Source organism: Dehalobacter sp. DCM (assembly GCF_024972775.1).
Classification (GTDB): domain Bacteria; phylum Bacillota; class Desulfitobacteriia; order Desulfitobacteriales; family Syntrophobotulaceae; genus Dehalobacter.
Genome location: NZ_CP092282.1, coordinates 4,456,994 through 4,480,910 on the forward strand (window position 1 = coordinate 4,456,994; position 23,917 = coordinate 4,480,910).

General features: G+C 44.5%; 19 protein-coding genes, 4 tRNA genes and 1 pseudogene. 1 reads left to right on the forward strand and 23 read right to left on the reverse strand.

Features of this window, described 5'->3' with window-relative positions:
- Positions 1-42: 42 nt before the first annotated feature.
- From LPY66_RS20685 to LPY66_RS20765, 17 genes and pseudogenes are all read right to left on the reverse strand, one after another.
- The gene (locus LPY66_RS20685) at positions 43-1,134 is read right to left on the reverse strand and encodes a S1C family serine protease (protein WP_337988156.1); all 1,092 of its coding nucleotides are present in this window, start codon (positions 1,132-1,134) and stop codon (positions 43-45) included.
- Between the two features lie 164 nt (positions 1,135-1,298).
- The gene (locus tag LPY66_RS20690; RefSeq protein WP_337986122.1) at positions 1,299-2,090 is read right to left on the reverse strand and encodes an MBL fold metallo-hydrolase; all 792 of its coding nucleotides are present in this window, start codon (positions 2,088-2,090) and stop codon (positions 1,299-1,301) included.
- A gap of 61 nt (positions 2,091-2,151) precedes the next feature.
- Entirely contained in the window at positions 2,152-2,814 is a 663-nt protein-coding gene (locus tag LPY66_RS20695) for a tetratricopeptide repeat protein (protein ID WP_337986123.1), read from the reverse strand.
- A 20-nt stretch (positions 2,815-2,834) separates the two neighbouring features.
- Positions 2,835-4,277: a thioether cross-link-forming SCIFF peptide maturase gene (gene scfB / locus LPY66_RS20700; RefSeq protein ID WP_337986124.1), complete on the reverse strand. Its 1,443-nt coding sequence runs from the start codon at positions 4,275-4,277 to the stop codon at positions 2,835-2,837.
- Positions 4,278-4,490: 213 nt separating this feature from the next.
- Positions 4,491-4,631: a six-cysteine ranthipeptide SCIFF gene (gene scfA / locus LPY66_RS20705; RefSeq protein ID WP_337986125.1), complete on the reverse strand. Its 141-nt coding sequence runs from the start codon at positions 4,629-4,631 to the stop codon at positions 4,491-4,493.
- 13 nt (positions 4,632-4,644) lie between these two features.
- The gene (locus LPY66_RS20710; protein WP_337988157.1) at positions 4,645-5,181 is read right to left on the reverse strand and encodes a hypothetical protein; all 537 of its coding nucleotides are present in this window, start codon (positions 5,179-5,181) and stop codon (positions 4,645-4,647) included.
- 177 nt (positions 5,182-5,358) lie between these two features.
- Positions 5,359-5,433, reverse strand: a tRNA-Gly gene (locus LPY66_RS20715).
- Positions 5,434-5,604: 171 nt separating this feature from the next.
- A pseudogene (locus LPY66_RS20720) lies at positions 5,605-6,516 on the reverse strand (M14 family metallopeptidase); the annotation flags it as partial.
- A 185-nt stretch (positions 6,517-6,701) separates the two neighbouring features.
- Positions 6,702-6,777: transfer RNA gene (locus LPY66_RS20725), tRNA-Phe, on the reverse strand.
- Between the two features lie 51 nt (positions 6,778-6,828).
- Positions 6,829-6,904: transfer RNA gene (locus LPY66_RS20730), tRNA-Glu, on the reverse strand.
- 106 nt (positions 6,905-7,010) lie between these two features.
- Positions 7,011-7,688, reverse strand: a complete 678-nt coding sequence (locus LPY66_RS20735; protein ID WP_337986127.1) for a class I SAM-dependent methyltransferase — start codon at positions 7,686-7,688, stop codon at positions 7,011-7,013.
- A gap of 368 nt (positions 7,689-8,056) precedes the next feature.
- Positions 8,057-9,037, reverse strand: a complete 981-nt coding sequence (locus LPY66_RS20740) for a uroporphyrinogen decarboxylase family protein (RefSeq protein ID WP_337986128.1) — start codon at positions 9,035-9,037, stop codon at positions 8,057-8,059.
- Positions 9,038-9,081: 44 nt separating this feature from the next.
- Positions 9,082-9,711 carry a corrinoid protein gene (locus LPY66_RS20745; protein ID WP_337986129.1) on the reverse strand — a complete coding sequence of 210 codons (630 nt, stop codon included), beginning with the start codon at positions 9,709-9,711 and terminating at the stop codon, positions 9,082-9,084.
- 147 nt (positions 9,712-9,858) lie between these two features.
- Positions 9,859-11,205: an MFS transporter gene (locus tag LPY66_RS20750; protein ID WP_337986130.1), complete on the reverse strand. Its 1,347-nt coding sequence runs from the start codon at positions 11,203-11,205 to the stop codon at positions 9,859-9,861.
- Positions 11,206-11,418: 213 nt separating this feature from the next.
- The gene (locus LPY66_RS20755) at positions 11,419-11,598 is read right to left on the reverse strand and encodes a hypothetical protein (RefSeq protein ID WP_337986131.1); all 180 of its coding nucleotides are present in this window, start codon (positions 11,596-11,598) and stop codon (positions 11,419-11,421) included.
- A gap of 26 nt (positions 11,599-11,624) precedes the next feature.
- Entirely contained in the window at positions 11,625-12,440 is an 816-nt protein-coding gene (locus LPY66_RS20760) for a 4Fe-4S dicluster domain-containing protein (RefSeq protein ID WP_337986132.1), read from the reverse strand.
- On the reverse strand, positions 12,440-15,019 hold the full coding sequence (locus LPY66_RS20765; RefSeq protein WP_337986133.1) for a molybdopterin-dependent oxidoreductase: 2,580 nt from the start codon (positions 15,017-15,019) through the stop codon (positions 12,440-12,442). The genes LPY66_RS20760 and LPY66_RS20765 overlap by 1 nt, the downstream gene beginning before the upstream one ends.
- Before the next feature lie 270 nt (positions 15,020-15,289).
- Here LPY66_RS20765 and LPY66_RS20770 point away from each other — a divergent pair, with 270 nt between their 5' ends.
- Positions 15,290-17,386 carry a sigma-54-dependent Fis family transcriptional regulator gene (locus LPY66_RS20770; RefSeq protein ID WP_337986134.1) on the forward strand — a complete coding sequence of 699 codons (2,097 nt, stop codon included), beginning with the start codon at positions 15,290-15,292 and terminating at the stop codon, positions 17,384-17,386.
- Positions 17,387-17,450: 64 nt separating this feature from the next.
- Here LPY66_RS20770 and LPY66_RS20775 read toward each other — a convergent pair.
- From LPY66_RS20775 to LPY66_RS20800, 6 genes are all read right to left on the reverse strand, one after another.
- A tRNA-Lys gene (locus LPY66_RS20775) sits at positions 17,451-17,526 on the reverse strand.
- A gap of 110 nt (positions 17,527-17,636) precedes the next feature.
- Positions 17,637-18,920: an adenylosuccinate synthase gene (locus LPY66_RS20780; RefSeq protein ID WP_337986135.1), complete on the reverse strand. Its 1,284-nt coding sequence runs from the start codon at positions 18,918-18,920 to the stop codon at positions 17,637-17,639.
- 119 nt (positions 18,921-19,039) lie between these two features.
- On the reverse strand, positions 19,040-20,368 hold the full coding sequence (dnaB, locus tag LPY66_RS20785) for a replicative DNA helicase (RefSeq protein WP_337986136.1): 1,329 nt from the start codon (positions 20,366-20,368) through the stop codon (positions 19,040-19,042).
- Between the two features lie 109 nt (positions 20,369-20,477).
- The gene (lonC, locus tag LPY66_RS20790; protein ID WP_337986137.1) at positions 20,478-22,403 is read right to left on the reverse strand and encodes a Lon family ATP-dependent protease; all 1,926 of its coding nucleotides are present in this window, start codon (positions 22,401-22,403) and stop codon (positions 20,478-20,480) included.
- 97 nt (positions 22,404-22,500) lie between these two features.
- A complete protein-coding gene (rplI, locus tag LPY66_RS20795) occupies positions 22,501-22,947 on the reverse strand; it encodes a 50S ribosomal protein L9 (protein WP_337986138.1) in 447 nt (148 codons plus the stop codon).
- Positions 22,944-23,909, reverse strand: coding sequence for a DUF2232 domain-containing protein (locus LPY66_RS20800; RefSeq protein ID WP_337986139.1), 966 nt, complete (start codon positions 23,907-23,909; stop codon positions 22,944-22,946). Before LPY66_RS20800 ends, rplI begins: the two co-directional genes overlap by 4 nt.
- Between the last annotated feature and the right edge of the window lie 8 nt (positions 23,910-23,917).

Sequence of the window (23,917 nt, forward strand, 5' to 3'; positions counted from 1 at the left end):
GGTTCATCGCATCACCGTCAATTCCTGCTGCTAAATACGCCATTACTTAATTTCCCCGAGTACGACTTCGGCTGTATACGTATTACCCCCTCGAAAATAGCTGACGGTTACACGATCCCCCACCTTATATTTAAACAACTGGTGGGTTAACTCCAGCGAATTGGATATGTCAATCCCATTGATTGCCGTAACAATATCCCCGGCTCTGATCCCTGCACGATCTGCCGATCCGCCATTCTGTACACTGGCAATATAACAGCCCATTGGCCAGTTTTTGTAGGTCGCGTATTCCTCAGTATAACGATCATCGATACCAACTTGAAGGCCCGGATGACTGGCGTATCCCTTTTCAATAATCTGCTGGATAAACGGCAGCGCATCGGATATGGGTATGGCAAAGCCCATTCCCTCAAATCCCTGTGTATTGTTTTTCGCGGAATTGATGCCGATAACCTGTCCACTGTAATTGACGAGAGGACCACCACTGTTACCGGGATTAATGGCTGCATCGGTTTGAATCAAATTAAAACTTGCTTCTCCCTGTAACAGTAGAAATCGATCCGTTGCCGATACGACGCCGTTCGTTACGGTGCGAGCAAATTCCTGTCCCCCGGGGTTCCCAATCGCAACCACCGATTCACCCACCTGCAGCAGAGATGAATCACCAAGCTGCACGGCGGTTAGATTCTGTGTGTCCTCTATTTTAATTACAGCAAGATCTGTTCGTTCATCGCCGCCAACCAGCGTTCCGGGCACGTCGCGGCCATCCACCAAGGAAACCATCAATTTTTCGGCGTTTTCAACCACATGATAATTAGTTACGATATACCCTTTGGTTGAATTGATAATAAATCCGGAACCGCTGCCTGCTTCACTGAGTCCGGTGCTGCCGCCAAAGAAATCGCTGCTGTATTGAAAATTAGCGATCCCGACAACGGCCGGTCCGACTGTCTTTGCGATAGTAACAACAGGGGATATTCCGCTGGACGATCCAGCGCTATCGACTGGCGGCGGCGCGCCTTGTTCAATTATAACCTTTCCTCCGGATACAATATTGCTGTTAGGATACAAGGCAGGTACTAGTGTCACTGTAATCAAACCGCCTAAGACAGCACTGACAACCGCCAGTATCATCGTGGATATGAACCGAGGTTTTTCATTTCTTGATTTTCGGTAGCCATTGTTCCAGCCAGTCCGGTCATGATCCTCATATAAATTATTATCGGGATGGCTGTAGCTAGTGTTGCGGTCATTATCATTTCGATTAAAGTAATCCAAAGGGTATCCCTCCCTCCGTATTATGAACTCAAATCAATCAGTTCATGTGGACAATGTCTAGGTGCCACACGAATCTTCAGACTTTGACACTTGCGCCTGATCCTGGAATCTCTTAGTATGTCCACTACGGTTGCCAGAGCAATCTGCGGTGTATTATTTTCTTCGCTTAAGTGGGCAAGAACGACTTTCTTGGTATTCTCATCCAACCATTCAATCAATCCTTCTGCCAATTGAACATTGCTTAAATGGCCCCGGTTTCCGCTGACCCGTTTCTTGAGATGATACGGGTACCTTCCCTGCCAAAGCCTTTCTACATCATGATTCGCTTCAACGACATAGGCATCGCAGCCCTGAAGATGGCGATGCATCTCCTCTGTAATCATCCCGCTGTCCGTAGCGATACCCAATGCGGCATCATGACTGATGATTTTTAAGCCATAACTTTCCCGGCTGTCATGGGAAGTGGCAAACAAATTTATTTTCATTCCAGCCAGTTCAAAACTTCTACCAATAATGTTCTTCTGTTCTGGCCGCAGTGTACCGATTTTATCCTCCAATTCGTCCCAAAGCCCGGCTGTGGCGTATACAGGAATTTTTAGCTTGCGTGCCAATGTTCCGACGCCCTTGATATGATCGGAATGTTCATGGGTGATGACGATACCCTCCAGTTGACCTGCGGCTATATTGATCACATCCAGATTTGCGAGGATCCTTTTTGTGGCAATCCCGCAGTCTACCATAAGACTCCGGTTATTTTGGCCGACTAATATTGCATTGCCGGAACTGCCGCTGGCCAATGTTGCAAAATACATTTTGTCACCTTCCCGATTGACTGATTGCACGAAAAATCTGCTTGGCAGGTATACAACAAGATTATTTCTCCTGGCCAGAACCTTCGCTATCAGCTGGTTCTGTTCCTTCGGCCAACCCGATCATATCCTCGAGATTGCTCTTCATTTCTTCATCAGTATTATATTTCAGTGCTGTCTGCCAATATTCCTTGGCTTGTGTATAATTTTGTTTAACGTAAAAAAGATACATACCGTAGCCATACAAAGCGTCAACATCATGCGGCTCTTTTTTTAAGATCTCCTTATAGGTCTTCTCCGCTAATGCGGCATAGGTTTGATTGGTTGCATCGGCAGTACTGAGAAGAAAGGCTGACGCCGCCAATTTTAAACTGACTTCCGTATCTTCTTCTTTGGTCAACGCTTCTTGATAGTAGTGAACTGCATTATTTAAGTCTTCCTTATACTCTTCTTCATTCAATTCTATAGAAAGTTGAGACTTTTTGTAATAAGCATCCGCTAAAGCCACAATCGTTTGCAAATCTTCAGGCTTGCTTTGCAGCGTTACTTTCAGCTGTTCAACAGCTTGCACCCGGGCATTGTATTCTTGCTCCAATGCTGACGGGCTCTCACCATTGACAGCATCATCGGCTGGCGGCATAAAAAAGACAAATGATGTACCAATCAAAGAGATACACACCATACCGATAATGACATAGACTGCTAGCTTCTGAGTTCGTTTACGCATTATTTTCCTCCGTCTGTTTGCTATGATAGCAAATTTCTTTGTGAGGCTTCTTTGATCTTTAGATAATAAGCTATTTCCAGCCGCTTCTTCTGTAACTCGCAGCCCAGTGGATAGACTTTCGTCAATTCTCCGCTAAACGCTGTATTTGCGGCATGGCAGCCGCCGCTGCAGGAAAATCGGGCCCAACAGGATCGACATTCTTCTTTTGAGTATACCTGCGCTCGACGAAAAGCCTGGACGATTTTCGGATCAAGAAATCCCTCGGAATCATCCAGTGACCCCAGCTTGTATTGTTCCTGTCCGACAAACTGATGGCAGGGGTAAATATCCCCTTCCGGAGATATGGCCACATATTCATGACCTGCGCCACATCCGGATAAGCGTTTCACGAGACACGGGCCTTCATCGAGTCCCGCATTGAAATGGAAAAAAACGAATTCCTTACCGTCTCTTCGGTATTCCAGAACCTTTTCCCCTAATATGTCATAGCTGCGTTTAATCTCTGTGAGGTCTTCATCACGAAATGCATACTCTTCCTGCGGTGAAGCGACTACAGGTTCCACCGAAATCCGGTTGATTCCGCTGTCGGCCAAGTGTAAAACATCTTTATAGAAGTCCGTATTGAAATGGGTATACGTACCCCTGACATAATAATAATTGCCGGTTGCATAGGGAGAGGAATTGGGTCTTCTGCGGGCAAAACTGAGTATTTGTGGCATAATCCGATCGTAGCTGCCGGCTCCATTCAAAAATGGTCTCATTCTGTCATTGACGTCCTTGCGCCCATCTATACTTAAAACCACACTGATCTCCTCTTTCTCGAGAAAATCAGCCGTTGGCTGATCAAGAAGCACCGCATTGGTTGTCAAGGTAAACTTCATTTTCTTTCCCGCTTGAGCGGCTATCTCTTTTCCATAGGCAATCAGCTCTTTGACAACAGGAAAATTCATTAGCGGTTCACCGCCGAAAAAGTCAACCTCGCACTGTTGCCGTTCACCGCTATGATCCAGTAAAAAATTCAAGGCTTTTTTCCCGGTCTCAAGACTCATCAGTTGGCGACTGCCTCCAAAAGGCCCCGTTCCCGCAAAGCAGTAGCCGCAGCGAAGATTGCAGTCATGTGCCACATGCAAGCACATCGCTTTAATTATCGGCTCATCCGGATAGAGCAGCACCGTTTCCTCGGCTTCAGGTGAAAAAAGCAAACCCTGTTTTTGCAGTGCAGAAAGCTCGGTAAGAATTTCGTGCTTTTCCTCGGCAATCAGGTTTAACCCTATATTCGGGACTATCTGCGCAAATTCTTTGAGACCGTTTTTTCTCTGCCAGGCAACCATCTCCAAAATAAGGCCTTGGGTCACGTCATCCAAGACATGAAGGGATCCTGAGTTTACATCATAGGCAACATTAATATCCCCTTGGCGGTATACATGAACATTCTTCTCAATACAATAGTTTATTAATTCCATTACGACATTCCTTTGCATTAACAATTACACCTATTATACCATTAAAAATACACATAAAAAACAAACCTGAATTGTAACCACATGAAATCATCAAAAAAAGTATCCCAAATTCGCCCCCGGCGGCGAATTTGGGATACCGTCTTTTTCCAGAAGGCAATGTAATTAAAGCTTGGCGTGCGCCAAGCTTATGGTGGTGTTGAAATATATTCCAATTTATTTTTCACAAACCTGATTACCAACAGTACACGATGTTTTGCATGCGGACTGACACGATGTCTGGCACTTTCCGCATCCTCCCGTTTTAGCCGTTGAACTCAAATGGCCCTTGACGACGGTTGTAATATGTTTAGCCATAATATCCTCCTTATTATTCTTTTGGTTGACTGAACAGATAAATTACTTTTCCCTCACTGGAGTACCCTGTAATATCCGCATTAACAGATGGAACTTGTGGTTCACTGACAAAGGCATACCACAGACGAAGCTGATCGGTAGGAACAATATTTCCCTGTACCGTTTCCCCATTTGTTGTCTTAACGGTCACGCTGGTGATATCTTTATTCGTTATCTTTCCGTAATATAGGGAATACTGAGTGCCATTTTCACCGAGATCAGCATACCGCCATTGCAAACCATCCGGATACGTAACAAGTTTGCCCACTGCACTACCTGTCCATTCCCAGCCAATTGCGTTTTTCGTAAATATCCCTACACTGAGTTCTGTTTCATACGTATAAAATACAATCCCGGAATTATTACTGACCTGCTCGATATATACTAATTCATACCCTTTGGGAATAAGCGGTTTTGCTTTCTCTACAGCATCTTTCAGCGAGTTGCATCCACCCAGTACCGCTGTCAAAACTACAATAATAAGAATGGATAGAACCTTCTTGAACCGCATCTTATTGGAAAACGTTCTTTTCGAGTCAGATAACATACTATTCTTTTCAGCTCCTTCTGGCATAACGCCTCACCAAGCTTCTTGTGATTTCTCAGACGGTGCTCTTTGAAATTATAGGCAGGCAATAGAATTAACCGATAAAAAAACCAGCATTATACTGGCAACACATTCTTAAGTTGGAGCGGAAGACGGGATTCGAACCCGCGACCCTCGGCTTGGGAAGCCAATGCTCTACCGCTGAGCCACTTCCGCCTATCCCTTTTAACAAGGTATTTATTATTATAGTGATAATCTGCTTGTTCGTCAAGGGTCTTGAGCCCTACTATATATACACAATTTTCAAATACTTCCAATAATTCCTTTCGCTTCCATTGACTTTTTCGCATAATTATACTACTGCAATCAGATCCCGGCATAACTCAATCATGTAAGTTGAGCCGCTGTCAAGAGCAGCCCTTCATTCTCTTGATATATCTGTCCAAGTTGAGAAATCGGAAGCGGATTTTGGCCTTGCCCGATCTCAATCGTATAGCCAGGCCGGCGAAACTTTTCGATAAACCAATCCTTATATCCGGCATACGAAGTCATCCCTACGGCTTCTTCCAAAGTATATCCGCTTAGACGAGACAAACAACGGGCAATTTCTTTATCTCGAGTGGAGGCTAAATTACGATAATTCCAATAAATAATTCGCCCTTGACTATGAAATGCCAGAACTAACTGAAAATCATGCTTTCGCGTAAAGTCAGCAACCGCTTTGGATTCCGGTTCCGATTCTGGTGAAGCACCGGAAAAACGTGTTGGTCCAGGGCCTTTAATATCGTGGCTTGCTTCCGCACCCTTTGATAACTGCCAAGAGGCGTCATAATTATGGTTGAGGTCAACTCCGTGTATATTTGCTTGCCATACCTGGCTAAAATTAGTCCGTCCATTGTTCCATTTTAGGAGTGATTGATTATACGGGTGATCCGGCTGCAAGCCATTTAATACCAAATCAACGCCATCGGGATTAACCATCGGCAAAATATAGATGGAACTCTTTTGCCATTGACTTTGAATATCGCATCTCCCAAGCAGCGTATTGCTAATGTAGCTTTCAAGATAGTTTTCACTGAATTTCATTAGCAGCAGCGCCGTCAACCATTCCAGCGCATGGTGGGCCCCATTATAAAATACGTGATTCGGACCGGTACCTAACCTAAGATAATAAAGGTTACGGCCAAGTACACTCTTACCGGCAATTCCTATCTCAAGAAACGGGTAACGCTCCTCCAGACTGTGAATATCTCTCTCCATGACATCATAGGGATAACTTTGCATCGTATTAACGATTTCACGCATACCGGCATCCTGCTTCCTCTAAGTAATCTTGTTATACTCTATGGGCAAGATATAAAAATATGCGTGTTAAACCATCCACCGGCGTTGCAGGACAAATAATGTTCCGTTATTTTCATAATTCATAACACAATAAAGCGGCTCGTATTAGTTCATCTAATAAAAACCGCTTCTCGATCCAATGGTGCCTCAGGACGGAATCGAACCGCCGACACGAGGATTTTCAGTCCTCTGCTCTACCGACTGAGCTACCGAGGCAAATTTTAAGTCAGATCGCCTCTTCGGTTTTCTGACCTGTGATTATGGATATGGTGACCCGTACGGGATTCGAACCCGTGTTACCGCCGTGAAAGGGCGGTGTCTTAGGCCGCTTGACCAACGGGCCACATAAATCGTCAGTTAAGCTAATTGCGCTGACGTTTTTTAATTATACATATAACCGACATAATAGTAAAGTGTTTTTTTTAGCTTATAGCATTTTTTTATTTTTTTTACTTTATTGCATAAAAACCGGCTTGCATAACTGAAACCCAAAATACCTCGACCGCAGTAAAACCAATCTCTTTTAAAAGTTTTAGATGAGATTCAATCGTTATAGGAAATATTTCAACACCATAACGGCTTAAGTGCTTATTGACTTCCTCAGGACTCTTTCCTTGTTTTAATTGCGCACTCCGCCACCGTTCCAGCCCAATGCTCAAACCGTTATCGCTTTGGGGCCTGATGGTCTCAACGGTAACATACACGCCACCCGTTTTTAACATTCGGAAACAGTTTTGAGATGCCTTATTACGCATTTTATCTAAGTAATGATGGGATAATATTGCGGTGATGACATCAAATTCATTATTCGAACAGGTCAAGTCTTCTGATCCTGCCTGAATATATTCTATGTCAGAGATTTTAGTTCCGTAGAGCTTTCGCCTGCTGATCTTCAACATTTCATCCGATGGATCCGCCAGAACAAAACGGCAATTGAGAAATTCAGGTGTCGCCTTTTCAATCAAGTTTCCTGTCCCACAACCCGTATCAAGCCAATTCGCTGGTTGAGCCTTTACAACTTTGATTAAATCAATTGTCTGCTCGAGGATACCGCTGTAAAACGGTATTGTTTTATTAATATTTGCATCATATTTATGGGCAGGTTGAGACGTTTTATTATCCTGCATACCAATTCCTCCCCCTTATTACTATCATTATAGTACAAATATAGTTCGTGCCAATTAAAATTCGATAAATAGTGTAATAATATGAAAAAACACCTTCGAGGATAACTCGACGATGCTTTATTCTAAACCGAACACCATTTTAATGAATAATATTTACGGAGGATCAACTTTTGGTGAGCTATCCGAGACTCGAACGCGGGACACACTGATTAAATGGTTTATGTCTAATTAAAATTTATAGCCTAAATTTTATAATTGATACTGATACATCTGATATCGTTAATATAAATAAAAAGAGACGGGTATACCATCCTTTGTGTCATAGCTAAAACACAAGACAGTATACCCATTAATCATTTTGCAGCTTATTAAAACATGAGCTTGCTCATTTTGTCTATTTCATTGTCAACGGCGATATCGACACCGGGGAAGTTACTCTGAGGGCCACCATGGGTGATGCAGGGAATGAAGTAAAGTTTGCCGTTTGCTCTGCAGGTTTCTTCAACGAGTTTCGCACAGTTTTCCTGTGTCCACTCCGGGAAATCAACCAAACCGCTGTGGATGCCTCCCATGAAAGTAATTTGTTTGCCGTATTTTTCAATCAATGCAGGAATATCATTCGTGTTCATGACACCCTGCCAGATGTCAATTCCCATTTCGATCATGAAAGGAACGAGATTGGCCGCATAGCTGTCACTGTGGTGTATAATGACTTCAACGCCGTTTGCCTTATAAAAGCCATAGACTTTTTTATACGCAGGCAGGATAAATTCTTTAAACATGTCAGGAGATAAGAAAGAGTTTTTCTGACTGCCCCAATCATCATGATGGAACAGGGCATCAGGATGCAAGTGGTCAACTAATTCTTTCGCCAGTGCGAGTTCAAATTCGGTAATATAATCAATCAGTTCATGCATGGCTTCGGGTTCTTCATAGAAACTCATCAAAGCATCTTCCATGCCCATGAGGTAATGAAGGTGTTCAAAGATCCCCGGCGCAATAAAGACGGTGGCAAATTCTTCGTTGCGATCAATGGCTGCGACAGCTGCCTGTGCTTTAGCCCAGGCTTCTTCCGGGCAAATCACATTTGGCGCTTTCACCGTTTCCCGCCATTTTGTGATATCTTTTATGACTTTATGCTCCGAATCATGAACGGGAAAAGAAGCCATCTGTCCCTCAGGCCAACGAAGCGTGACACCCCATTCATTCACAACTTCTTCGCCGAGAGAAGGTTTCCGACGGACAATCGGTGTGTTCATAATTAGATGAAAAGCCTCATACTGTTTCACAAATCGGTCCGGACTTCCGCCTTTTAGTACTTCCATTAAATTCTGTCTTTTTGTTAACATTACTGATACCTCCAATTTCATATGCAAATTCGGTTTACGGTTATTTACTTAACCAATTCAACCGCTTTAACCGCAGCACTGCCGGCATCGGGAGCAAATCCGTCAGCACCGATTTCGTTAGCGAATTCCTGGGTTACTGGCGCGCCGCCGACGATGACTTTAAAGCCGGTGAGTCCGCTGCCTTTAATCGTCTGAACTGCTTCTTTCAAAGCCGGCATGGTGGTGGTCAGAAGACCGGAACATGCGACTAAGGTGACGTTCTGGTTTTCATTGATGGCTTCAATCCATCTGCCAGCCGGGACATCCACGCCCAGGTCGACCATGGTGAAGCCGGCGCTTTCGATCATCATGGAAACAAGGTTTTTGCCGATATCGTGCAGATCGCCGGCAACGGTTCCGATGATGCAGGTTCCGAGGGAATTGCTGCTGTCGCCAGCCAGTAACGGTTTCAGGACATCAACGCCTTTGGCCATGGCTTTAGCAGCCATCAGCATTTCCGGTACAAAGATTTCTCCGGTAGAGAATTTGTCGCCAACGACACTCATTGAGTCGACCATTGCCTGAAGAATATCTTTGGCTGCGCTGCCTTCATCCAATGCTTCCTGAACCAGTCCGGGAATAAGTTTTGTTTTTCCTGCTTCTACCATTGTTTTAACTTCATTGATTTTTACCATTTAACAATTCTCCTTAATGTTACTAATTTGGGCATACAATACTAACACGCATTTCTGCGATTGAGAATGAAACCACCGCTATCAAATCAAAATACCGCACGATTTTAAATCAGCAGTTACTAAAATTTTGTACCAATCTGAATTTACTTATGCTCTTTCCTTGATTTCTTTTTGATATTGCGTTAGCATAGCTGTGTTCAGTTTATAGAAGAAGATAATAATAATCCCGATTACAGCGGAAATACCCGGAATAGCGACGGTCAACATTTTGACGCCGCCAATCAGTTCCGGTGTCACAGGAACATTCGCAGCATAGCCTATCCCCGCAAGACCGTAACCGGCAACTGCTCCGCCGATGGCGATCCCGATCTTGATCGGCAGTGTGAACATCGCCATTACAGCCCCTTTAGTGCTTTTACCGGTTTTCCATTCAACATAATCCGCAGTATCAGAATACATGCCGGTATTCAGCGTGTTTCCGAAAGCAAAGCCAAAGAAACCGATCGCCATCAGCGTAATGAATGTTGTCGCATTATTCGCAAATAGGTAGACGGATATTAAACTGATCAGGAAAATTATCAAGCCAATCAGGTACGTAGGTTTCTTATCAAGTTTTTTGATCAGCATCTGCGATACGATCGTGCCGATCAGCATAGCGACATTAATAGCGACGAAGAAGATAGAAATCATCAGCATGCTGCCGACGACATATTTGAAGTAATACGTTACCATCGCATACGTGCCGAACATGGCGGTAAACCGGGTCACTTCCGTCAGCATTAGAATGAGCAGCTGGCCGTTTGTACCGATAGCTTTCGCCATATCCCCGACGGTGACTCTCGAGGCGCCCGCACTGACAGCATTTTTTCCGTCATCAAAGGGTTTGGCAATCTTAGCAATCGTGAAGAAAGATGCCATCATGACAACCGCAAAGATAAGAACAGTAAGAAAGAAACCTTTTGCTTCATTTCCGCCGCCAATGTAAATCACCATCGGCATGGCGATCAGACCAAAGATAACCTTTGCCGCTGCATTGGCCTGGCCTCTTCTGGCTGAGAGAAGGGTTCTGTCTGTGGGATCTTTGCCCAGGACGGCAACCAGCGTATAATAAGCAACGGTCGCTAGATTGACACAAACGTGAGCGGCAACGTAGGCAACACCCAGATATAATGCCTTGGCTGCCGGACTCAGGTTCGGGTTATAAAACATCACCAGAAAGAAGATAGCAATAAGTATCGGCCCGACTAAAAGCCAGGAACGGTATTTGCCCCATTTCATGTTGCTTTTTTCGATGATTCCGCCGGCAAAAATAACAGAAATTGCATCCACGATCCGGGCGGTCAGAAGGATAGTACCCATTGCTGCGGCTGATAACAGCGCGACGTCGGTAATAAAATAAGAATAATAGGATGTCGCCATCGTCATTAATAAGATAAACCCTAACTCGCCAACGCCATAGATGTTAATGATACTGCTTTTTAATCTTTCTCCCATATCTATAGACCTCCTAAAAATTATTAATAATTCCAGGGATAACTGAATAAATCACACGAGATTTTAGAGCTGTTGCCCGCCCATTCTGTAAGAAATCGACAAGCACTATTTCCTGAATAATGAATTGAAATAATGGATTGAAATAATGATCTGGGAGAATAGTGCTTGTAAACTTCTGGACTAATCTATTGCGGGACCCTGCAGCAATAGCAGTTAAGATTCGTTTGAGGGATTATCGGAAAGCACATTCTGCTGTTTTTTCATTGACGGATCGCCTGAACCCGGTGTACCGTCATAGCCGCATTTTCTGCATGTGGTGGCAACAGGCGGGTTAAACATCCCGCATTCCGGGCATTTGACAGGCTTATTTGCTGTTGGTGGTCTGAAGCACATTGTTTATTACCTCTTTTCTATGAAGATTAGTTTAATTTTTCCATCGGAATCGCACCGATATTCACGCTTTTGTCCAGATTAATTGCGGTAATTTCATAGGACTTATAGCCGTCGGCCTGAATCATGAGCGAATATTGCCCTGAATCAAGGCGTCTGAACCAGAAATCCCCGAAATCATCAGATTTCGTTGTCCAATTTGTTTTCGAAGACAGATCGGTAAGGGTGATTTCGGCATTTTCAATGATTTCGTTCACTTGGGGATCGTAGAGGACCCCAGCCACAAATAATTTTGGCAGATTCAAATAGTATACTCTAGGTTTCAATCCCAGTTCCGGCTGGATGACTTCAGCCTGAGCAATCAGATCGCGGAAATCTTCCTCTTCTCCGAATTTGATCGCTTCTGTTGCGCAGGCATCGACACAGCGCGGCAGTTCACCTTCGTCGACCAGATGTGCACAGCCAGTGCATTTTTGTGGAACTTCCAAGGCGTCATTCCAATAAATTGCGCCGTATGGACAAACATCAGTCAACGCTTTTTTTCCCTTCGCTTTAGCGGGGTCAATAATAACCAATCCGTCCGCACGTTTGTATACGGCACCGCTGTCATCGTGTCTTAGGCAAGCGGGATCGTCGCAATGCATGCATAGGCGGGGAAAGTAAGCGACATTAACTTTGGGTACACTGCCGTGAACCGTTTCACTGACTTTCATCCAGAAATGGCCCATGTCCGGCTGCGGTTTAGCAATCGGAGACCAGTCATTGTCGACATGTTCATCTTTGCAAACCAATTGACAGCCATAGCAACCATTACATCGTGCAACATCGATAACAAATACTTTCATTATTTCACACCTCCGACAATCCAGGATGAGAGACAGACGCCTGTACCCGGATCATAATTTCTGTTAAACGCTTCAGGATATGCTGCTTTTAACGCATCGACATTGCATTTTTCTACATTAACCAAAAAGCCGCTGGTGACCTCGCCAGCACAGTTTTTCGACACTGTCATTGAGGGGCAGATCAGGTTGTTGGCTCCGCCGCGGTCACCGGTACCGGCATCGATGGGATCCAGACGCGCGCCATGGTCCTGATAAATTACATTCGGTCTGATTCTTTCAGTAACATAGGCACCGCCTAAAACCCAGCCGCGATCGTTGAACAGCTTTATTACGTCTCCGTTTTGGATGCCAAGCGGTTCGGCATCGGCAGGATTGATCCAGATTGGTTCATAGAGATAACCGTCGCTGCCTTTTACCTTACAGGTTGGGATTTCCCTCAACCAGGAAATATCATCGAGGTTAGCATGAACCCGCCAGCGTGGATGGTTTGATACCAGTAGGAACGGAAAAGTTTCCGATCTCGGGTGCAAAAAACTCTCCGAATGGCTTTCGCCGTAAGCGATCCATTGCGGATAAGGTCTCCGCTCTTTGTCATCCGGGAAAACATCAGCCAGATCTTCAGAGTAGATTTCCAATAGACCGGAGGAAGTTTCCAAAGGATAATTCTCAGGGTCATTGCAGAAATTACCGAATCCTGGAACGTCATTTTCCCAGCCCTCAGCAGTCGGTACCATATAGTATCCTTTGTCTAAGAATTCCTCAAAGCTGAGACGGTCAGCAAGGCCGGAATCCATAAAGCCTTTTTTGATCCAGCCCATGGCATCTTTGCCGTCGGTATACGCATCATATAGTCCAAGCTTTTTCGCAACCTCGCCGACAGCTTCCCAGTCGCTCTTCGATTCTCCGATGGGTTCAATACACTGATCTTCAAAGAAGAGATGATTAAAATTCCCGCTTAAAGTATCAACGGAAATATCCATTGTTTCAAATTTAGTATTTGTCGGCAAAATAATATCGGCAAAGAGGCAATCGTTTTCCAGCCAGGGGTGCTGAGCCACTACACATTCCACTTTAGGGCTTCTCAGCGCGCGGATCATTTCGTTGCCTTCGGTCCAACAGGTTGTCCAGCATGGTGTGTCAGTCCAGATCATATGAATCTCAGAACCACCGTCTTCGATCGGATAGCGATACTCCATGAACTGGTCCTCCCGCGGATAACCGGCCATTGTCTGTCCATACCACGTCAGTGGTTCATCGCTCAGAATCGCCTTTGCGATCAGCGTTTTAGGCAGAAATTGCGGTGACATTGTATAACGCCAGCCGGTATACGCAGATTTAACATTGGGAATCACTTCGCTTCGGGGTGCAGGCATCTGCTCATTCATGCCAAATAATTGCCATTCAATAAACTTTACCTGGCCGCGGCCGGGTTTACCTAACCCCTGCATCGCCAATAAACACACTTCCATACGGGCCGGTTCATGGGAATAGCAAGAGCGTATATACGATCCGCCGTTACAGTGAGCAATCGATGTCGCTTCTTTGGCCCATTTTCTAGCCAATGCTTTAATCGTATAGGCAGGGACCCCGCATATTTTTTCAGCCCATTCCGGCGTTTTTGCTTCCGTATTGTCTTCACCAAGGGCATGACGTTTCAAATATTCAAAACCGATAGTATGCGTTTTGATATATTCCTCGTCATAAAGATTTTCAGTTATCCAAACATAGGCAATCGCAAATTGCAGGGCCAGGTCGGTATTCGGCAAAACGGGTATCCACTTGTCGGCGTGGATGGCCGCTCCATAATTCAGATCCGGGCAAATATAAACCGATTTAATTCCAATGTCACTGAACCAATAACATAAGCGGCTGGCTTGCTGTCCGCCCCACCCCCATGTCGTGGTTTCGGGGTCGCATCCCCAGAAAAGTACCATTTTCGAGTTTTCGGAAATGTCCTTAAACAGGTTGGTCTGCTTTCCCTGTCCTACCGGGTCCTGACCCCATACATGCTTGGCTCCCCAGTACCAACCTTCCCAGCTGTCTGCATTTCTGGCCTGGAGTGTATAGCCACCCATAAGGTCCAGCAGTTTCATTTGACAGCCATGTGCTGCATGAACCGTTTTCGTTTCGCCATGGCCGTCTCCTTGAGCTAAGACTGCATAAGGACCATATTTGGCATTTACTCTTTTTAATTCTTTGGCGATGAGGTCTGTTGCTTCATCCCAAGAAATTCGTACAAATTTGCTGATGCCCCTATTTTCAGTGTTCCTTTCTCCTTCGGGATCCCAGTCCACTCTTTTCATGGGATAAGGAATTCGGTTGGCGGAATACGCCCTTTTCTTATAAATCATACTGTAAGGTGGTAAAAGCGATTTCATTGTCGGTTCGAAGGTTTTTCCGTTTACCTCCATTTTCCAAGGTCTCATGTGTTCCGGGGTATACTTTTGGTCATAACGAAAGTTACGTATCCGGACTATTTTACCATCCTGTACGTCGACTTCAGCAGAATTGGACCCTGAGCCAAAGCCGCACATCCCAATTCCTTTATAACAGGTTTTTTTGGCATTGTTTTTTGCCATTCTCTGTAGCCTCCTTCATAGATTATTTGATCGTCGTATCCGACTGCGGTAATCTAGATTGCAAGATGCATGCCAAATAATATATTTCACAAAGATAGCGATTATTTCAACTTTTACTGTTAAAGATAGCCGATTAATAGAAATTATCAAACGCAAATATAAGATATATTCGCATATTTAAGAATAAATTCTAATATTTGCGAATATATCGCTATTTTGTTATAATAAGAAAGATAATGCTGTCACCTTTACTTAATTGGAGGCCTAAGAATGGATCCACAGCCCAAACCGGATACCCATGTTTTTTTGGATATGACGCCGATGTCCCACACGCCAGAACGATGGAAGGGGATTATTCAATGTAAAAAAGACTTTCTGGAAAAAGGGATAGATCCGACAGTATCGCCTTATGTGAGCCAGGAAGTCGCAAATTCCTGGATTCGTTCTCGGAACTACGGCCTGACGGCAGAGTCGATGTTAGCAGCGCCGTCGATAACAGCCATTGAATTGGAATCGCTTTATCTGGAAAATTCGGATCTTATAAGCATCGCATTGCCGTTGATTGACAGTTATAAACCATTGCTCACAGAGTCAGGCTACATCGTGTCATTAACCAACGATCGAGGGGTTATTCTTTACCGCAGCGGAAACACCACGTTAGTTGACCGTTTCGGCGATCATGTTGCTCTTGGGACGATTTGGAATGAATCGACAATCGGGACATGTGCTCATGTCTTATCAATGATCCACCAAAAGCCAATGACTCTTTTAGGCCCTGAAAATTTCCCTTCGATCCTGCAAAGTGATATTTCTTCTGCTGCGCCAATCTTCGACAGCACAGGAAATACGATTGCCGTACTCACATTAGTACAGAAACTGGGTGAAGATCCTTGGCAGGAAGATTATCACAAATTGCAGCTTCATACGCTGGGATGGGTCACATCTATGGCAATGGCGATCAAATCTCAGCTGAATCTGAAATATAACACAATGAAGTATGAAAGTACGAATACGGCTTTACAAACGGCGATTAAACTGTTGACGGAAGGAATTATCATTATCAGCGCTGAGGGCACAATTCAGCATATCAATGCTTTAGCAACCCAAGTTATCGATGAGGATGCGGAATCCGCAATTGGCAAAAATATTCGAGAATATTTGGTGAAAGACAACCCGTTGGATGATCTTTTGCGAAAAAACCAATATATTGAAGCCGTTGATATTGGTGTTCGCAAAGCGGACGGTTATCAGACCTATCGTTTTACAATCCAGCCGTTCTCTTCCGATCAACAGACCGGTGGTATCGTCATCCGGATTAACAATCTCGAAAAAACGGATCGAGTTGTTTCTGCCGGTACAGGCTCAAAGACAATTTTTGATTTTGACAGCATTAAAGGGGAAAGTACGCAGATAGCCCAAACTAGAGATTTAGCCAAGCGCTTTGCTTCCTCTACGGCCAATATTCTTATTCTAGGTGAAAGCGGAACTGGTAAAGAATTGTTTGCGCAAGCAATCCATAATTACATCGCACCGACAGGCCCGTTTATCGTTTTAAACTGCGCGGCAATACCCAATAACTTGATTGAAAGCGAATTATTCGGATATGAAAGCGGTGCTTTTACCGGAGCAAAAAAATACGGCAATCCGGGGAAAATCGAACTGGCGCAAGGAGGCACGCTTTTTCTGGATGAAATCGGCGAGATGCCCGTTGAACTACAAACGGTATTGCTCCGCGTCCTGGAAGATAAACAAGTGATACGTATCGGCGGCAATAAATACCGAACGGTTGATTTTAGACTGATTGCAGCAACAAATAAAGACCTGGAGTCCATGATACACACTCACCAGTTCAGGCAGGACCTATATTATCGTCTTTCTGTTCTTAAAATCAAAATTCCGTCCCTATGTAACCGTGGAGTGGATGTTATTTTTCTGGCAAAGTATTTTATTATCAAACACTGTCGGACGGGAAAACTGCCCCAGCTCAGCACGGATACAGAGGTTGAACTGCTCAGATATGCTTGGCCGGGGAACGTCAGACAGCTGGAAAGTGCCATTATATATGCACTGAGTATCTCTGACGGCGATGTCATTCTACCTAAACATTTACCCGAGGAAATTTTAAACAATCACCCGGTTCAAAATCAATATGAAAAAACCCTAGTAAGTTATGAAAAGCAAGTAGGGACCAATTCAGTACCGATAGAAGAATTAAGTCATGTCCTTTCGATTAAAGAAGCAGAAAGAATCGTTATGATGAACGCTCTAAAAAAGGCTGATAAGGATATTTGCATCGCCGCAAAATTGTTAGATGTAAGCAAATCCACGTTATATCGCAAATTAAAAATACTCGGAATTGATGTGTGAATTGAATTTACCAAAAAACACAAAACGCTTGCACCTTTACGGACACAAGCGTTTTAAACATATTTGGTGAGCCATCCGCGACTCGAACGCGGGACACCCTGATTAAAAGTCAGATGCTCTACCGACTGAGCTAATGGCTCGGGATCACAATTTAAAATTTTACTATGTCAGCATCTATCATGTCAAGAGCTTGATTCAATATTTCTCTTTTTATTTAGGAATTTTATATATTATTACTTAATATATCAGTTTAAAAGATATCGCCTCTGACGATGGTCTGGTCCCGTCCGGGGCCGACCGCAAGCATCGTCACAGAAACACCGGTCAGTTCTTCAAAACGTTGGATATAATTTTGGGCTTGAACAGGCAGCTGCGCATACTCGGTAATCCCCGTCAGGTCTTCCTGCCAGCCGGGCATTTCTTCATATATGGCTTCGCATTCAGCTAATACCTTCAGACTTTGCGGAAATTCACGTAAAATTTGGCCTTGATAGCGATAGCCGGTACATATTTTTAGTGACTCTATTCCGGTAAGCACATCCAGTTTGGTAAATGCAAAATCAGATATGCCGCTGACCCGAACTGCGTAGCGCATAATCACAACATCCAACCAACCACAGCGACGCGGACGACCGGTTGTTGTCCCGTATTCGCCGCCTTTTTCTCTAATCAACTCACCCATTTGACAGGTCAATTCCGTGGGAAAGGGGCCTTCTCCGACTCGGGTCGTATAGGCTTTGACAACCCCCACAACCTTACTGATTCGGGTAGGTCCCACCCCAGCGCCGACACAGGCTCCGCCGGCAATTGGATTGGATGACGTTACATAAGGATATGTGCCATGATCCAAATCCAGTAATGTACCCTGGGCGCCTTCAAACAGTACTTTTTTACCGTCAGCCAGGCAATTATTTATCTCCAGCGAAGCATCGACAACGTAGGGACGGATTCGCTCGGCATACATTAGACACTCTTCAAGTACGTCTTCATATTTCAGCGGTTCGTGGCCATATATTTTCGTAATCAGCAGATTTTTTTCCTTCAGATTATCCTGAAGCTTTGCAGCTAAATCCTCTTTATCCAAGAAGTCTGAAATGCGGATCCCGGTACGGGACGCCTTGTCCTTATATGCCGGTCCAATCCCGCGTTTTGTTGTTCCGATCTTTTTATCGCCCTTGGATTCTTCTTCCAGTGCATCTAATATACGATGGTATGGCATGATCACATGCGCACTGCTACTGATCTTGAGATTTGATGTTTTTACACCGCGATTATCCAGATAATCCAGTTCTTCGATTAAGACCTTAGGGTCGATAACCACGCCGTTTCCTATGACACAGACTTTCTCCGAATAAAAGATACCGGATGGAATCAGATGAAGTTTAAACGTTTCTTTACCGATCACAACGGTGTGGCCGGCATTGTTTCCGCCTTGATATCTGACCACCATGTCGGCTTTCTCTGCAAGAAAATCCGTTATTTTGCCTTTTCCTTCATCACCCCATTGGGTGCCGATAAGTACGACTGCCGCCAATGTAAATCCCCCATTTCATGCATGAGTCATCCCAAACATTCTAATCTTATCAATGATTGACCGTCGTTGTCAACAAAAATCCGAACATTCATTCTAATGGACGGTTGAATGTTCGTATATTAATTATAATTCCTGTCGAGATTGACAAACTTGGTGAATTCCTTCAGATAGCCCAGTTCGACTGTTCCTACAGGACCATTACGATGCTTGGCAATAATAATTTCTGCAATGCCCTTTTTCTCAGAATCCGGATGATAATATTCATCGCGATAGATGAAGGAAATGACATCAGCATCCGCTTCAATAGAACCGGATTCCAGGAGGTCGGACATGATCGGACGCTTATCCTGACGTTGCTCAACGCCGCGATTAAGCTGAGAAAGGGCGATAACCGGTACGGATAACTCCCTGGCAACCCCTTTCAGACCTCTGGATATTTGGGCCACCTCCTGCTGACGGCTTTCCATTTTTTTGCCAACAGTCATGAGCTGAAGATAATCAATGATGATGATGCCTAGACCGTATTCCATTTTTAGCCTTCGGGCTTTGGACCGAAGTTCAGCTAAGGATATGCCGACGGTATCATCGATAAATATCGGGGCATCCGACAACGGTCCGACAGCCTGTGTCAGCTTTGGCCAGTCGGCATCGAGTAGCTCGCCGGTCCGAACTCTTTGTTGATCTACCATCGCTTCAGAACAGAGCATACGCTGCACTAACTGTTCTTTGGACATTTCCAGACTGAACACGGCAACAGGTATTTTCGATTTTACTGCTGCATTTTGAGCCATATTCAATACTAAGGCTGTTTTTCCCATTGATGGCCTGGCGGCGATAATCACCAGATCCGAAGACTGCCAACCCGATGTGATACGGTCAAGTTCCCTGAAATGAGTGGGTACACCTGTTAAATTACCTTTATTGGCATAGAGGTATTCTATTTTATCAAACGTCTTCAGCAAGATGCTTCTGATCGTGACAAACCCTTCTTTAGATTTCTTCTGAGAAATCTCAATGATGAGTCTTTCGGCTTCTTCGAGTAAACCGAGTGCTTCCTCGCCAGTCTCATAACCTTTTTCTGCTATATAACCGGCAATTCGGATCAGCTGACGAAGCAAGGCTTTTTCAGCAACGATACGCGCGTAGTGTTCTACATTAGCTGCAGACGGAACAGCGCCGGCTATCTGAGAAATCGTCCCAATACCACCGACGCTTTCAAGCTTTCCGGATTGACGAAGCCCTTCGGCTACCGTGACAAGATCAACGGGGTCGCCTTTTTCAAAGATATCCCTGATTACTTGATAAATAATTTTATTGGCATCGCGGTAAAAATCCTCCGGAAATAGAATCTCGAACACGGTACTGGCCTTCTGGGAATCCAGCATTAAAGACCCCAACACGGCCTGCTCAGCATCAAGATTATGAGGAGGAACTTTCAGAAGTTCCATGCGTTCTATTCTCCTTGTTTATCCCCAACACTGTCTAATACGACATCTACACCTATTATACCATGAGCTGCTGTCATTTCCGACACAGAATGTTATGAATAAGTGTCATTTATTCCGCTGCGGCAATTTTTATTGCTTCTTCTATATTTTCGACAGCGATTACTTCGATTCCACGTAATCCGGAAGGCACTTCCTCGAGGTTCTCTTTAGGTATAATCACGGTATGAACGCCAGCTTGCTTAGCGCCAAATATTTTTTCATAGATACCACCCACCGGTCTTACCCTGCCTTGAATGGAGATCTCTCCCGTCACTGCGACATTACCCTTGAGCGGCTGCTTTTTTAAGGCACTATATATGGCCATAGTCGTTGCCAATCCTGCTGAAGGGCCATCGATCCTGCCGCCGCCTACTACATTGACATGCAAATCGTAGTTTTTTACATCTTCACCGGTAAGACTCCGAATCACGGCCGCCGCATTAAAGACGGCGTCTCGAGCCATGGAACCGGCTGTCTCGTTAAAACGAATACTACCCTTACCGGTCTCGGCATTGAATACCTTAACTTCGATTTCTAAAACTGATCCCAGGAACCCGGCAACACCCAGCCCAAGAATTCGGCCGATGTCACTCGCTTCGGAAACCCGTTTCTGAACAAACGGAGTGAGCCTAGCTGATCGCAGCACCTCACGAACATCTTCTTCGTTAATGATAATTTGCTTTTGCCCGGGATTACGGAATCGAGCCAAACCATAAGCATCCAAGAGAATGCTGTTAGACTTTCTACCCTCAATCATGTATTCGCTGATGATTTCCGGGACATTTTCATCCAGACAGACCCCGAGTTTTTCTGCAGCCTGACGAACGATATGTTTAATATGTTCCGGTTCCAATGGTTCAAAATAAACTTCCGCACAACGAGAACGCAGCGCCGGATTTAAATCCTGCGGTTCCCGCGTCGTTGCACCGATAAGAACAAAATCCGCAGGTACGCCTTCCTCAAATACTTTCTTGATATATAGCGGGATTTGAGGATCGAGCGGATCATAATATGATGATTCAAAATTAACGCGTTTATCTTCCAAGACCTTAAGCAGTTTGTTCAAAAGAGTCGGATCCATCTCCCCAATTTCATCAATAAAAAGCACACCGGTATGGGCATCATTTACAAGTCCGAGTTTGGGTTCCGGAATCCCAGTATCTGCCAGATCGCGTTTTGCTCCCTGATAAATGGGATCATGCACTGATCCCAGAAGGGGATTGGTGACGTCACGTGGATCCCACCGCAACGTTGTACCGTCCACTTCGATAAATGGAGCATCTTTACCGAATGGCGAATCGGGGAATTCTTTTACTGTCTCCAAGGCTACTCTGGCCGCAGAGGTTTTTCCAACGCCGGGAGGTCCATAAATCAATATATGCTGGGGAAAAGGTGTTGCCAGTTTAGCCAAAAGAGCCTGCAGTGCTTTCTCCTGGCCGATGATCTCCTCCGGTGTACGCGGGCGCAGCACTTCGATCGCAGAGGAAACTGGCCGCGTCGCATTCATTTTTTCTAATTGAGCGAGTTTACGAAGTGTCTGCGCATTTTCTGGACCGCTCGTTTCTTTGAGGACCTGGGTTTTGATTTCCTTGATATACTCTTCATGCCGTTCCTGCATTTTTTCCTGCACTGCCTGATTCAGGCGATCTTCGACAGAGCGCTTGGCAACAACTTCAGCGATTTGTGCTTCGATTTCCTGCAGGATGTTTGGAATATCCGCCAAATCCGGAAGCGGCTTGTCTGTCGGATCATCATTGACTAACTTCTGAAGTCCGACGATTCTATCCTCCAACCGTTCAGAACGCATTAAAGGCAACGCCTCTAACTTACTGGCCTTTAATATTAGCTTATCCGTTCCATATAAGTTAGAAAGAACCACGTAAAGCGCATCAACTTCAAGTGTCAGAAACTCACTCATACTTTCCACGCTGTCTGCGCTTTCCTGTGGATTATCCGGACTATCCTGACGGATAAATTTCTTTAGTAAGCTTTTCACTCGCGGTCACTTCCTTGTTTAACTCGTACAAAGTCAACTTTCCAAGCTCAATAAATTTTATCACTGATTATGATTGAAAGTTAACCAAGTTTGGGATCTATATAGCTTCAATCGTAATCGAAAGGTTTGCGGTTACCTCTGGATGAAGTTTCACCGTAATCGGAAATTCTCCTAACCCTTTGATTGATTCCTTGACTTCAATCTTTCTCTTATCTAGTTTTAGTCCATATTCTTTTTCTAATACGTCAGCAATCTCTTTATTGGTAACTGAACCAAAAAGTCTTCCCTTTTCACCAACTTTAACTCTTAACACAAGGTTGAGCGTCTTGATCTTTTCACATAAATCAAGAGCTTCCTGCTTCTCTTTTTGTTTACGCTTATCTTCAAGTCGTTGTTTATGGGCAAGATCCTGGACATTTCCCTGGGTTGCCTCTACTGCCAGCCCGCGGGGAATAAGAAAATTTCGGGCATAACCGTCCGAAACCTCACAGACTTTACCTTTCTTGCCTAAAGATTTAACATCCTCTTTTAAAATAACTTTCATTTTTTATCTCCCTCCGTTTTCTCGGGAACCTTTCTATTATTAAAGGCAATATCAAACAAACCAATGAATACGATAGTCATTAATATAAACGGGGACATTATCAGTGCAATAATTACCAGAATGGCCACAAGCCAGGGCGATAGTCTGTATTTTTTTATGACATACGCCAAGCAGACTAATCCCATAACGAAGGATAACGCAGCCGCTACTGCCATGACATTCATCCCGATAATTTTAAGCACGGTATTCGCCAAATAGTCTCCGCCAAGGTAGCTACTAAGACCAATAATTGCCAACCAGACAGCATACCAAGGCAACTTCCAGTAGGCCATTGGCTTTGGTTTTATCTTGTCAATAAAAAACCTAAAGACGATATAGATCAATCCAAATTCCAACATACCAACAATAGCGAGAAAAGCCGGCATCAATTGGAAAACCATGGGGATGATCATACGCAACATGGTTTCGAGTTGCTGTTCTGTCATTCCCTGTGCTGCCAAAGCTTGCGTCAGCCCCTGATCCTTGTATAGCTGTAAGGTACCCGTAATCGCGTTGTCCAACATATCCGGCTGGAGCGCGGCGATAGTCGCCGGAAGCGCGGGTATTGCGCTGAGCAGCATCGCCATTATCAGGCCCCAAAAAATACTGTGACTGGTTGAAAGCCCTTTTTCTTTAAGCAAAACAAGAAGAAGCCCCGCCAAGGGTGTAAAACCGATCTGAACCAGACTGTCTACACCGATTGAGACCGAGGGAATAACAGGAATCAGGGATAAAACATAGCCAATCCCCAGTAAAATTGCTGTCTGCCGGAAACCTGAATTTCTTGTCTGAACAAAAAAGGTCAACAGAATGATACATTCAATAATCCAGCTCCATACAGAAAAAAAAGACGCGAGTATCGGCACACCCACTAAAACAAACCGGGATACATAGCGAAATGCATCCTTATCGCTTATAACCATTTAACTAC